The 13,834-nt window shown below is 42.7% G+C and carries 9 protein-coding genes and 2 tRNA genes; 3 read left to right on the top strand and 8 right to left on the bottom strand.

What is annotated here, in order from left to right; translation table 11 throughout:
• Positions 1–13 precede the first annotated feature (13 nt).
• Positions 14–2,446 carry an outer membrane beta-barrel family protein gene (locus tag DXD68_RS14950; protein ID WP_199715693.1) on the bottom strand — a complete coding sequence of 811 codons (2,433 nt, stop codon included), beginning with the start codon at positions 2,444–2,446 and terminating at the stop codon, positions 14–16.
• A 181-nt stretch (positions 2,447–2,627) separates the two neighbouring features.
• Positions 2,628–2,700, bottom strand: a tRNA-Phe gene (locus DXD68_RS14945).
• A gap of 186 nt (positions 2,701–2,886) precedes the next feature.
• Between DXD68_RS14945 and DXD68_RS14940 the strand changes: the two genes are divergently transcribed.
• Positions 2,887–2,960 (top strand) — tRNA-Pro (locus DXD68_RS14940).
• A 44-nt stretch (positions 2,961–3,004) separates the two neighbouring features.
• Here the strand turns inward: DXD68_RS14940 and DXD68_RS14935 are convergent.
• The 6 genes from DXD68_RS14935 to DXD68_RS14910 form a co-directional block, all read right to left on the bottom strand.
• Positions 3,005–3,910, bottom strand: a complete 906-nt coding sequence (locus DXD68_RS14935) for a GNAT family N-acetyltransferase (protein WP_122362356.1) — start codon at positions 3,908–3,910, stop codon at positions 3,005–3,007.
• 215 nt (positions 3,911–4,125) lie between these two features.
• Entirely contained in the window at positions 4,126–5,751 is a 1,626-nt protein-coding gene (locus tag DXD68_RS14930; RefSeq protein WP_122362355.1) for an RluA family pseudouridine synthase, read from the bottom strand.
• On the bottom strand, positions 5,748–6,422 hold the full coding sequence (locus DXD68_RS14925) for a DUF4476 domain-containing protein (protein WP_122362354.1): 675 nt from the start codon (positions 6,420–6,422) through the stop codon (positions 5,748–5,750). The genes DXD68_RS14930 and DXD68_RS14925 overlap by 4 nt, the downstream gene beginning before the upstream one ends.
• Positions 6,423–6,504: 82 nt before the next feature.
• Complete coding sequence (locus DXD68_RS14920) at positions 6,505–7,140, bottom strand: nucleotidyltransferase domain-containing protein (RefSeq protein ID WP_122362353.1); 636 nt, start codon at positions 7,138–7,140, stop codon at positions 6,505–6,507.
• 103 nt (positions 7,141–7,243) lie between these two features.
• Entirely contained in the window at positions 7,244–8,059 is an 816-nt protein-coding gene (locus DXD68_RS14915) for an SDR family NAD(P)-dependent oxidoreductase (protein WP_122362352.1), read from the bottom strand.
• Positions 8,060–8,385: 326 nt separating this feature from the next.
• On the bottom strand, positions 8,386–9,309 hold the full coding sequence (locus DXD68_RS14910) for a helix-turn-helix domain-containing protein (RefSeq protein ID WP_122362480.1): 924 nt from the start codon (positions 9,307–9,309) through the stop codon (positions 8,386–8,388).
• Positions 9,310–9,523: 214 nt separating this feature from the next.
• Here DXD68_RS14910 and DXD68_RS14905 point away from each other — a divergent pair, with 214 nt between their 5' ends.
• Positions 9,524–10,627 (top strand): efflux RND transporter periplasmic adaptor subunit, encoded by a 1,104-nt coding sequence (locus DXD68_RS14905; protein ID WP_122362351.1) that lies wholly within the window; start codon positions 9,524–9,526, stop codon positions 10,625–10,627.
• Between the two features lie 10 nt (positions 10,628–10,637).
• Positions 10,638–13,829 (top strand): efflux RND transporter permease subunit, encoded by a 3,192-nt coding sequence (locus DXD68_RS14900; RefSeq protein ID WP_122362350.1) that lies wholly within the window; start codon positions 10,638–10,640, stop codon positions 13,827–13,829.
• The last annotated feature ends 5 nt before the right edge of the window (positions 13,830–13,834 follow it).

Raw genomic sequence — 13,834 nt, 5'->3', positions numbered from 1 at the left:
TTTATTTTTGATGTTACAAACCTATTCGTTTACTTTCTTCTATTCGATCTCCTGTTTGAGATTTTTTTATTTCCCTGCCTCGATTGAATCGATAACCGAGCGATATTCCTATCATTCTTGTGTCGCTTTTTTCTTTCGATGTATAATACAGATAGTTACTATCTACAGATACATGGGGACGATTAGAATGGAAGATGTCGTGTGCGTAAATATACAAACTTAATTTGTCATTCAACAGGTTCTTGCGAATACCGAGCGACATTGTCCATAAAGGTTTTACTTTGGTTTGTCCTTCAATCATCTTGCCGCTGTAAAATCCGAAAGCCTCAGCTCTCCATCCACAAGGTAATGTAAATTGGTTGTTGATATGGATCATGGGTGTTATTACCTCATTTTTAAAGGTTTTCCCAGACATCATCCAATCGAATTTTTTATAAGTTAAAGAACCGTTTATGTGAGCAGTCCACCAGTTGAAAAGGGGTATGCCATTTAATCCTAATCTTAATCCAAATGAATTGTTGCCCGATAAATTCAGCGGCATAACCAGGACACGGCTATTGTCCTCGACCATAAAACTTAATGAAATAGGATCGCTCCTATGTGAGTAGAAAACATTAAATGAACATATTTTTCTGAATATCAAAGAAATTTCCATATTGTCAATCAATTCGGGTTTCAATTCAGTGTTTCCTTGCTCATATAAGAACTGATCTCTGACCTCAACAAAAGGATTCATATTCCTGTAATTGGGGCGGATAATACGACGACCATATATCATGGACAAATCATAGTTTTCGGAGAGCTGATATTGCGTCATGAAAGTAGGAAAAAGGTGCAGGGTATTTTTACTGAAGGTTGTATCCTGAACAGTTGAGCTATAATGACTTTTTGTGTATGTGTTTTCCAGTCGTAGGCCAATTGCTGTTGAAAATCGAGGAGACCATTTGGCGTTTAATTGAAAATATCCTGCGTTAATGTTTTCTTTATATTTGAAATTGCTACTGAGATTATTGTCTCTTAACCAACTGCCGTTAATCAGTTTTTTATACAAAGCATTACTGCCGGTATTTACGAAAACGGATTTGAGTCCGGCTTCGACACCGAACTTCCCGGATATATCGAAACTCAGATTTGTTTGCCCACTGTATATTCTAATATCTCCCTTTGTTTTACCGGATAATGTATCTTCTTTTACCGGATTAACATGTGTCAGAAAAGAAGATTTTAACAGATGGTCATCTTTTTGGTCAAAAAGCTGGTAATCAAAAGCTGCATCCCATTTTCCTGTTTTCGCAAATTTGTATACAATTCCAGCTCCTCCTGTGATGTTGGTGTAATTGTGATCTATTGCACTTATAGCTGTCAAAGTGGAGTCGCTTTGAGGTTTGTTATTGTTGAAAAATTCCGATATGGTCACTTCATTTTTATCTCTGTTATACCAATTTGAAGAGAAGTAGGCTCCCATAGTGATCTTGTCCGATAAATCATAATCTATCCCTGTTTTTAGATTATGTCCTACGGATTGCCTGGCTATATTACTTACAAAATCTTTTCGAAGTTCAAGCGGTTCTGATGTTACCGGATCCAAATAATGTCCGGAGACTGATAGCACTATGAGATTTTCTCCCCAAACATTGGAGTAGTCGACATACATATTCAATTTGTTATGTCGAATGTTCAGGGATAAACTTTCGTTTCCTCTGGCATACTTTCCTCTTTCCACAGCGGTCGATACAGCTATATTGATACCTTGTTCTTTTATTTTCTTTTTTTGAATATTGATGATGCCTGAACTACCCGAGGCATCGTATTTGGATGACGGCTGGGCTATCAGTTCGATATTTTCTATTGAACTGGCAGGGATAGAACTCAGATAATTGATCAAGTTTTCTCCCGACAGGTAAGTTATTTTGTCATCGATTAACACATTTGCTCCTGATTTGCCGTTTAATATAATCGTCCCATCATTTTGAACGATGACTCCCGGTAATTTTCTTAACGCGTCGAGTATATTGCCATCTGTACTCAATAAGGCAGACGAGAGGTTGACAGTTATTTTTCCAGCTTCAATTTTAACAGGAGGTCTTTTTCCGGTAACGTATATAGTAGATAATCCGTAAGATTCTTCATCCAGGACTACATCGCCCAGGTCATTCTTTGTGTTTTGTCCGACTTGCTGTTGCCTGTAGATTTTTCTAAATCCTATCATAGAAAATGAAAGGATATAGTTGTCTGGTCTGATTTTCGGAATTTCAAACCGTCCGTCTTTATCTGATGCTGTGCCCGTAATATAGGTGGAATCTGCATTGTTCAGTAATAATACTGTTGTACTGGCTATAGGCTCACCGTTTTTGTCTATTATTTTACCTGATATAACTGATTGTGCTAATATACTGATCGATTGAATCAGCAATACAACCAAGGCATACATTTTGTTGTATTTCATAATTTTATCTTTTAGATTTCGGGTTCAAAACTAATCTGAAGCAATGGGGCTTTCAAATTAATCTGACGAACGGAGGGTTTTACTTGACGAAATGAGAAAAGCTTGATCTTGTATTAAGTGGAAGGTAACCTGATAGACATAAAAAAAGCAGTCATCTTTTGGATAACTGCTTGATTCTCAGTGGTACCACCAGGAATCGAACCGGGGACACAAGGATTTTCAGTCCTTTGCTCTACCAACTGAGCTATGGTACCGTTTGTTTTGTTTAACGGGTGCAAAGGTAGGGAAAAAATGATACACTCCAAACGTTTCATGAAAAAAATGTCGAAAAAAATGTATTAAAAGAATTTGAAGGGGCGAATGCACTTTTTTTTGAAAAAAAACAGCAAAAGTGTTTGTGGGTTCAAAAATTGTTGTACCTTTGCAGCCGTAATCAAAAACGGGATGTAGCACAGTTGGCTAGCGCGCCACGTTCGGGACGTGGAGGTCGGAAGTTCGAGTCTTCTCATCCCGACTACAAAAAAAGGAAAATCATTTCTGATTTTCCTTTTTTTGTATTTATGAATCTAGAGTAAAGAACTTACGCATTTTGAAATTACTCATTTCGATATTCTTTATTTTAACGACTTGTTCTTCTTCAACAATGAATCCGTGTTTTTCAAAGAAAGGGCGTGCCGTGAGGCTGACTTCTGCAAAAAGAGATGGGAGTTGGTTCCGGTGTGCGAAATCTTCTGCATAATCCAATAAGAATGTGGCGATCCCTTTCCTCTGGAATTGAGGTAAAAGAAACATACTGTGTAAATATCCCTGCTGATTGAATGACGTAAATCCTGTGATCCGAAATGAGTCTGTTTCTTCTGCAATGACGAACTGCAGATCGCTACTGAATAATTCCTTCCAACGTTCGGGGGATGCACGGTTTATCCAGACATCTATTTGTTCGGGAGAATAATTTTTACAGCAGGAGGTTCTGACACTTTCTTCGAATACACATTGCAGTTCCGGAAGATCTTCGGGTTCTGCTTTTCTTAACCGGACCGGTTTTAATTGCATATGCAGGATCGGATAAGGTTTCCCTTGACCGTCGATGGCATCTCGGGAAATAACCTCAAACCCTCGGTTCAGATAAAAATGCAAAGCCTGTTCATTCTGTTCGTTTACGTCTACTTGCCGGATATTCTTTTTCCGTACGGCAAATTCAACCAGTTTCTTTCCATATCCTTTGCCTTGTTGAGAAGGGTGGACAAAAAGCATTTCAATCAAATCTTCACTTAACCCCATAAACGCGGCGATATGCTGTGTTTGTTCGTCTCTGATGATGTGTAGTTCTACTGCCTGGAAATATTCGTTACGTATCAGAGGTTTGTAATATTGTATATCTTCCTCTGTCAGGAAGTGATGCGTGCTCCTTACGGAAGCTTCCCATAACTGTAGTAATTCGTCGTAATCTTTTGCTGAAATCATATTAGTTTTGAATATATATATGTGGAGAACAAAAGTACGAAATTAATCTATAGGTGACAGAAAGTCCATTGTAGCGGAAATTTTTCCCCATCCCAATGGGGAAAACTCCCCGTATACATGGGCGAAAATCCCCACCTATACGGGGGAAATTCCCCACTATCCCTGTGGATGTGGGGAATTACCGTTCTTGTCGAAATACAATAATAACTTAATGATTAAAAATCAGCTTTCTTTTCGATCCGGATTATTTCTCCGGAGATTGGATGCCGGAATTTCAGAAATTCAGCGTGCAGGTAGAGACGGTCGGCTCCTTTCCCGTATAGTTCATCACCGACAATAGGTGTATTAAGACCTTGCGGATGAGAAGCATGTACACGTAACTGGTGCGTACGGCCTGTAAGCGGGTAAAAAGCAATGCGTGTTTGATTCTTATTATAGGAAAGGACCTGGTATTCTGTTATGGCAGGTTTTCCGTATTCTTCGCTAACGATCTGGCGGGGACGATCTGACGGGTCGAGGCAAAGAGGTAAGTCGATAATTCCGTTATCAATTGCAATTACACCATCGAGTAATGCCGTATAACGCTTTTTCACTGTCCGGTTTTTGAACTGCGCCTGTAAATTCTGATGTACCTCTTTGGTTTTTGCAACTAATAAGATTCCGGATGTAGCCATATCGAGCCTGTGTACGATCATGGGGCCGGTAGCATCGGGATACCGTGTTTTTAATCGTTGATAAACTGAATCGGCATCGGTTTTACCGGGAACGGATAACATTCCTGCCGGTTTATTGATAGCCAGCAGCCAGTCGTCTTCAAACAATATTTCAAGTTCCGTATGGCGGTGTAAGTCTGTCAGTAACGGGTTATCCTCCACATCCAATCCCTGCAACATATGTTTCAGTATCGGCTCGCATTTTCCTTTACAGGCTGGATAGAAATATCCGTGATGACGAATTTCCATTTTGGGTGAATCGCCCCACCAAAATTCAGCCATGGCGATCGGTTTCAGTCGGTTCAGATAAGCATATTGTAAAAGCTTGGGAGCAGCACACTCTCCGGCCCCGGCAGGCGGAGTTTTCTGTGCCGTCTCTTTAAAAATGTCACATAAATCTCTTACCTCTCCTTTGGCATTGAGTATTTTGAACTGTTCAAAAAGTTGTTGTTGCAAAGCTGCCGAACGGGTTTTACGTTCCGTTTTCAGTCGTTCTATTTCAGATTTGAATGTCTCCGTTTCTGTCCGGATGGCAGCAATACGCTCATTCCATTGTTGTTTCAGTCGTTTTAGCTCCGCTTTCTGAAACTGGCTTTCATGTATCATAGCCGAAAGTTCGTGCTCGTCCGGATTGTTGAGGCGTCTTTCTTCACGTCTCTGCTGAGCTTTCTTTAGTTCCTCTTTGGCAACATTAATCTCTTTGGCAGCCAAAGCAACAGCTTCGTCCAGTTTCTGACAGGCAGCCAGGTGATCAGGGGAAGACTGAAGCTGTTCGATACGGCTATTTATGGCAGAGATCCGCTCTTCTCCGATACTGAAGAATCCTTGTGGCTGCTGCAGATCATAGATGGGGGGAACGAAATACTCATGCAGGTTTTTTCCAACCAGGATACCGGAAAAAGCAGCCAGGTACCCGACCTCCCCTGCAGATGTTTGTACGATCAGGACACCGAACATCTTGCCTTGCTTCAGATCGCTTTCCCAGTCTTTTTTACATTGCAGGTAATTTTGTACTTCTTCTGCAGCCATCCTGCATAATGGATGGGGCGTGTAATGAAACGGATAGGTGAACTTCTCCGGTAGCGGTACATGCGTGACCGCGGAAGAAAAAAGATGGAATTTATTCATTTTCTTGCCCGGCGTAGTATTTTTTCAGCTTTCTCTTCGCTGGAAATAAAACTCAGAGATTTGATGATTTCTTCCTGATTTTCGAAGTCGATGATTTGGGGAGCAACTATATTCAATACCTCCAGTTTGTCGTCATCGAATGTATAAATAGACATAAGACGTACACACTGCTTACAAGTAAAATATTTATTGGAAACTCCCATTTCGAGAAGTTCCAGCTGGTCGTCTTTAAAAGGTTTCTGTTTGACTTTATTGTATAGTTGCTGAAACTCTCTTTCATTTACGGCTCTCGAAGGTCTTCCGTGACCATTCGGGTGCGGAGGATATGGTTCTCCGTAATTGCCGTCATTGGGAGGGAAAACGGCTACAGGAGGAGTAGGATAGTTGTCACCATTGAAAGAGTTCATATTACTGACCCTTTCATTGATAAAGTCAACTATGACAATGGTTGTTTCCGACGTGAGTGCATTTATCTTTTTATACTCCCATTCTTCCATTTGTTCGTCGAAGCGCCGGAAATCCGGTTCTCCAAGTAAACTGACAACCTCCTTTTTGGTCATCCCCTTTTCTATCTTCATGATAGCACTTTTGCTGGTCATGTAACTTCCGCAACTACAAAAAGAAATGGAGCAAATGATCAGTGCCAGTGCTATGAATGTTTTCGTTTTCATGATCTTCGAACTTTATATATGATACATACTGTTTATTTACAGGAAACAAATATATAAAGGAATCTCAGATATCAGGTGATTTTCAGGGATAAACTTGCTTGGTTTTTGTAATCTTCAGTATAGCGTCGTCCATACGGTGGAGACTGATGTATCGGCTTTTGTTTTTCAGTTTAAGTATTACAACACGTTCGGTATATCCTATCTGGTCGATAAAAGATGTAAAAGTTTTTCCGGCAGCTTCGGCTTCGGCAAGGCGCAGGTCGTTCAGTCTATCGAATTCTTTGTGATTTTTTATTTTAGGACTCAGTTCGAAAGCAATGTCTATGTCTGAATAGTCTGTCTTTTCCGGATCGATATAACTGCCGAACAGGACTATTTTGGATACTTTATACAAATAATATTCATTTGTATTGACCTCTTCAACCCGCTCCATAAATTCCTTAAAAAGTTTGTCTGCTTTGGCTTTGTTAAGGGGAGAGGTATACCGGGCTACACAAAGGGCATGCCCTTTAATTGTCAGTTGGTATTTTCCTTCTGACGGCTCGATGTATTCGTTATTTAACAGTTCCTGTATCAATTCGTCAGTTTGTTCCTGGTTTAATTCAAAATGCTCGCGGATCATATCTGGTGAAATCTTGGCGGGTCTGATGTGATCGAAATAATCCCTGATCTTTAGAATGGGGATGTTACAGATTGTTTGTTTGCGTGTCAGTCTCATATGTACATAATATTTAGTGTTGGGGACAAAGGTACGATGTTTTAAATAATAAATCGTCAGATTTGTTGTTTTTCAATGTAACTCAATAGGTTTTGTTGTTTTTTTAAAAGTAGGTAAACTTTTTTGTCATGCCTCCGTCGATTGTAATGTTTTCCCCATTGATAAAGTCGTTTTCTTCCTGGCAGAGAGTTAAACATATACGTGCAATGTCTTCCGGCTTCCCGACCCTGCCGAAAGGATGCTGGGCTTGATCTTCAGGGCGAAGATCTTCATAACCGCACGTTTGTATCCAACCCGGCATAATAGAATTGACTGTAATATGATAGGGGGAAAGTGACAGGGCAAGTGTCTGGGTTAAAGAATAAATACCCCCTCTGGAGGCTGCATAACCTTCATTTCCGGATTCATTTTGGTTGCGTGGAGAGCAGATATTGATAATTCTTCCGTAAGGATTGGGAGTCGCCTGAGACTGACGATGGATTGCCAATAATCGCGATGTGAGGAAGGTCGAGCGTAGATTGATTGACAGAATCCGCTCAAAATCTTCCACACTGCTTTCTGTGATCGGTGAATATCCGATGGTGCCGGCATTGTTGATCAGGATATCCAGATCGCCCCATTCTTGCAGGATATGGCGCATGCAGTTGTCAAGTGCTTCTTTATCATAAATGTCGGCATGATAAAAGGTTGTCCCTGTTTTTTCGGCAGTCTCTTTTCCCAAAACCTCATTGGTATCGCAGAAAGCTACACGGTTACCCGCCATTCGGAATGCTTTGACAATTGCTTTACCGATGCCATCGGCTCCGCCGGTCACGAATACCCTCCGCATTTTGTGAATGGAATTTGTCTTTTTCTTACCAGCTCCGTTTTTTCTCGCCTGAAACTCTTCATACTTTTTCTCAAGATAATTATCTGCCATAATGTCTATCGTTTTTATCGGATAAGTTCATTGTTTTATAGGGCCTGTTTGCCCTTTCAAAGGTACGGATAAATTTCTTAAAAATGGTAAATGGAAGAAAATGGAACATTTATGAGGAACTATTCGTTGCTATGCCGGCATGTTTCCCCGTTATCTTTGTATCAGATTATAAAGACACACTAGGGGATTAATGCAGGGCACTATACTTTGTGAAGCATTTATTATTCATAATTAAACTGTAGGATTGTTTGGAAAGGGATTTTAGGACAATCCGGCTTTTATTTTAAGAGGTCGCACATTAACCAGGCGGCCTCTTTTCTTCATTTTCAATAAATGCCTATATCTTCCGGCACATCCCGATATTTGGTAGGCGATACACCTAAATGTTTCTTTACATATTTTCCGAAGAAAGATAAGTTGGAGAAATTGAAGTCGTCCGCTATCTCTTTGATCGATTTGTCGGAATGTTTCAATTGATACTTTATTTGTTCTATGGCAGAGTCGTTTATCCACTCCAGAGCGGTCCGTCCGCTGGCTTGCTTGACAACAAAGGATACGTATTTGGGCGAATAGCAGAGACGGTCGGCGTAATAGGAAACCGACCGGTGGAATCCGTTGTCTTTCGATACCTCCATAATGAAACATTTGAAAACATAAGAAGCCCTCTTTATACCCGTTTCCGGTTCCTCTTCATTCTCTAGTTCGGTGTCTGAATATTCATAGATTGCGGCCATCATCTCGCAGAATATGGCTGAAAATAAATAATGTAACACATCTTTCTTATAATGGATAGACGGATCGTTTATTTTCTTTATAATAAGGTCCTCATATAGTTTAACCGGCGATTTGTCTTTTTCTTCAATATGCCGCAGAGGATTTTTATGAATATGAGACAAGATATTGTTGGATATTTCTTCTCTTTTTACGACACGATGTAAAAAGTTGGTAGAAAATCCCATAATCCTGAGCTTATGGCCGGAACTGAATTTTGTCTGGCTCAGTATCGCGGTCGGCAGACAAATAATAATGTCATCTTTGTTAAGCAAATAGGTCTTATTGTTCATGTCTAGCTGGATACATCCTTCTACACAGGAAATAATAAGGAAGAAATTCAATCTGATGGTAATATTATTGTAAGAAATATCTTCCAGATTGCGGGCAGCTACAACATCCTCGTCTACATAATCTATCATGTGACTAAAGTCCTTGAAATCCTCAACGTCTATCGTTGTTATTACATTATTATCCATACTGTTTGCATTTATCGGTGTAAAGATGAGCATTAAATGAGTAACCGGGATATTCTATTTCTCATCTTTTTTATTCCAAAAGTCTACTGATTGACGTTTAGGCTATTAAAAAACTGTAATACAGAAAATGGGACAGTATTCGGGAATTTTGTGTTATTAAACATCTATCGGCATCGTCTACTTTTGATGCAATTTTTATAAAGAATAATATAGTATGCTAAAAGTAAATGGGAATTGGATACGACTGATAGGGATTGTCGGTTGTACGATGTGGATGACATCCTGTAAGCAAACACCGGATGTACAAGTGAAACCTTCTTATTCTGTGATGAAAGTGGCGTTGGCTGATAAAGAGCTTTCAACTTCCTACTCGGCGACTATCCGGGGGCGGCAGGATATCGATATCTATCCGCAAGTATCGGGAACTATTGAGAAGCTCTGTGTGTCGGAAGGGGAGAAAGTGCGTCGGGGCCAAGTACTTTTTATCATAGACCAGGTTCCTTATAAGGCAGCTTTGCAAACGGCTATAGCCAATATGGAAGCGGCAAAAGCCGGATTGGGGACAGCAGAATTGACGTATGACAGTTCGAAGGAACTATATGCGCAGAAGGTTGTTTCGGAGTTTAGCCTGAAAACGGCTGAAAATACGTTTCTCACAGCCAAGGCACAATTGGTGCAGGCGGAAGCACAGGTCGTGAATGCCCGCAATAATCTGTCTTATACGGAGGTGAAGAGCCCTACGAACGGTGTTGTAGGAGCTTTGCCATACCGTGCCGGAGCATTGGTCGGACCGACCCTCCAGCAGCCGTTGACGACGGTGTCTGATAATTCGGATATGTATGTCTATTTCTCCATGACCGAGAACCAGCTTCTGGCTCTGACCCGGCAGCACGGGACGATGGACGATGCTCTGGCGAATATGCCGGAAGTGGATCTTCAGTTGAATGATAACTCGTTGTACGGGATGAAAGGTAAAATAGAATCTATCAGTGGCGTGATCGACCGGCAGACCGGTACGGTTGTGGCCCGTGCGGTCTTCCCGAATGAGTCGCGCCTGCTTCACAGCGGGGCATCCGGTAGTGTGATCATGCCGAGCACCTATAAAGACTGCATCGTTATCCCGCAGGGGGCGACCGTTCAGATGCAGGATAAGACCCTTGTATATAAAGTTGTAGACGGAAAAGCAACTTCTACGTTAATTACCGTAGCCGGAATAAATGACGGACGCGAATACGTTGTGCTGACCGGTTTGAAGGCCGGTGATGAAATTGTATCTGAGGGTGCCGGGTTGGTACGTGAAGGAACACAAGTAAAATAAAAGTAATGCTATGAAAGGTAATATATTTATAAAACGGCCGGTGATGGCTATATCCATTTCCGTGCTGATCCTCGCTGTGGGGCTTATTTCGCTTTTTACACTGCCGGTGGAGCAGTATCCTGATATTGCACCGCCTACAGTCTATGTGTCGGCCAATTATACGGGAGCCGATGCGGAAGCGGTAATGAACAGCGTTATCATGCCGTTGGAGGAGAGTATCAACGGGGTGGAAGACATGATGTATATTACGTCTACTGCTACCAATGCCGGTTCGGCTACCATACAGGTTTATTTCAAGCAGGGAACGGACCCGGATATGGCGGCGGTCAATGTACAGAACCGCGTATCCAAAGCACAGGGATTGTTGCCCGCCGAAGTGACCAAGATCGGTGTGACTACCCAGAAGCGTCAGACCAGTTTCCTGCAGATCAACTCGTTTGTCTGTACGGATGGTAATTATGACCAGACATTCCTTGCCAATTATCTGGACATCAATGTGATCCCTCAGATCAAACGTATAGAAGGCGTGGGCGACGTCATGGAGCTGGGCGATACCTATAGTATGCGTATCTGGCTGAAACCGGAATTGATGGCACAATACGGGTTGGTTCCGTCGGATGTAACAGCCGTACTCGGTGAACAAAATATCGAAGCGCCGACAGGTTCGTTGGGCGAGAACTCGATGAATGTTTTCCAGTTCACGATGAAGTATCGCGGACGTTTGAAGAGTGTGGATGAATTCAGGAACACGGTTGTCCGTTCGCAGAGCGACGGTTCGGTGCTCCGTCTGAAAGATGTGGCTAACGTGGAACTGGGAACACTTTCCTATAGTTTCAAGAGTGAGATGGACGGTAAACCTGCCGTTATGTTCATGGTATTCCAGGTGGCAGGTTCCAATGCAACGGCTGTGAATGAGAAGATCACTGCTCAGATGAATATAATGGAGAAGGATCTTCCGAAGGGAACGGAGTTTGTGACGATGATGAGTTCGAACGACTTCCTGTTCGCCTCTATCCATAATGTGGTGGAAACGTTGGTCATTGCCATCTTACTGGTAATCCTCGTGGTTTATTTCTTCCTGCAGGATTTCAAGAGTACGCTGATTCCTTCCATATCTATCATAGTCTCGCTGGTCGGAACATTCGCTTGCCTGATGATTGCCGGGTTCAGTATCAATATCCTGACCTTATTTGCTCTTGTGCTTGCGATCGGAACCGTTGTGGATGATGCGATCGTGGTGGTGGAGGCGGTGCAGTCGAAGTTCGATGCCGGATATAAATCCTCCTATCTTGCCACTAAGGATGCGATGGGAGATGTAACGATGGCTATCGTTTCCTGTACCTGCGTGTTTATGGCAGTATTTATCCCTGTGACATTCATGGGAGGAACATCCGGTATTTTCTATACGCAGTTCGGTATTACGATGGCGACTTCAGTCGGTCTTTCCATGATTTCAGCCTTGACGTTGTGTCCGGCACTTTGTGCCATACTTATGCGTCCTTCGGATGGAAATAAGAGTGCGAAAAGTCTTAACGGACGAGTTCGTGCAGCCTATAACGCTTCATTCAACGCTGTATTGGGCAAATATAAGAAAGGTGTCATGTTCTTTATCCATCACCGCTGGATGGTATGGACGTTGACTGCAGCTGCTATTGTTTTGCTGGCATTTCTGATGTCGAGCACCAAGACAGGGCTCGTTCCGCAGGAAGACCAGGGTGTGATCATGGTAAATGTCAGCACTTCACCGGGTAGTACGTTAGGTGAAACGACAAAGGTCATGGACAAACTGGAGGATATATTGAAAAATACTCCTGAAATAGAACATTATGCAAAGGTGGCAGGATACGGACTTATGTCCGGACAAGGAACCTCTTACGGTACGATCGTTATTCGTTTAAAAGACTGGAGCGAACGAAAAGGGGAAGAGCATTCGTCGGATGCCGTGGTTGGCCGCCTGAATGCCCAGTTCTATGCGATAAAGGAAGCACAGATATTCAGTTTCCAACCGGCGATGATCCCCGGTTATGGTATGGGTAACTCCATCGAGTTGAACCTGCAGGACAAGACCGGTGGCGACATGACGGCTTTCTACAACTCGACTATGCAGTTCCTGGGAGCCTTGAATCAGCGTCCGGAAGTTGCGATGGCATATACCTCTTATGCGATGAACTTCCCGCAGGTGTCGGTCGATATCGATGCCGCCAAATGTAAGCGTGCAGGTATTTCGCCGGCTACCATACTCGATGCCTTGGGCAGTTATTGTGGTGGTGCATATATATCCAATTACAATCAGTTTGGAAAAGTATACCGTGTGATGATGCAGGCTTCCCCTGAATATCGTCTGGACGAACAGTCGCTGAATAATATGTTTGTTCGCAACGGAACGGAAATGGCGCCGATAAGCCAGTTTGTGACATTGAATAAGGTGCTTGGTCCGGAAGTATCTAACCGTTTCAACCTGTACAGCGCTATCACGGCAAATGTGAATCCGGCTGAAGGTTATTCTTCCGGTGAGGTGCAGAAGGTCATCGAAGAGGTGGCAGCCCAGACGCTGCCTACGGGATATGGTTATGAATATGGTGGTATGGCCCGTGAAGAATCGAATAGCGGTGGTGCGAAAACGCTGTTTATCTATGTGGTTTGTATTTTGCTTATTTATCTGATCCTGGCTTGTTTATATGAGAGCTTCCTGGTGCCGTTCGCCGTTATCCTCTCCGTGCCGTTCGGTTTGATGGGTAGTTTCCTGTTTGCTAAGATATTCGGACTGGAGAATAATATTTACCTGCAGACAGGGGTGATCATGTTGATCGGTTTGCTGGCGAAGACGGCCATTCTGATCACGGAATATGCGATAGAGCGCCGCCGTAAAGGAATGGGTATTGTCGAGTCGGCTTATTCTGCCGCCCAGGTCCGTCTGCGTCCGATCCTGATGACGGTGCTTACGATGATCTTCGGTATGCTTCCATTGATGTTCTCCTCCGGTGCCGGTGCCAACGGTAACAGTTCGTTGGGAACAGGTGTTGTCGGTGGTATGGCAGTCGGAACGCTGGCGTTGTTATTCGTAGTTCCGGTGTTCTATATTATCTTCGAGTTTTTACAAGAGAAGATCCGTAAGCCGATGGAAGAAGAAGCCGATGTGCAGGTGGCCCTGGAGCAGGAGAGAAGTAATGCGGAGCGTGGCACGTCTGATATAAACAACTAAAATAA

The sequence above is a fragment of the Parabacteroides sp. TM07-1AC genome (assembly GCF_003480915.1).
GTDB classification, from domain to species: Bacteria; Bacteroidota; Bacteroidia; order Bacteroidales; family Tannerellaceae; genus Parabacteroides; species Parabacteroides chongii.
The sequence above is the reverse complement of the archived record's forward strand: the minus strand, read 5'-3'. Positions and strand labels throughout refer to the sequence as shown.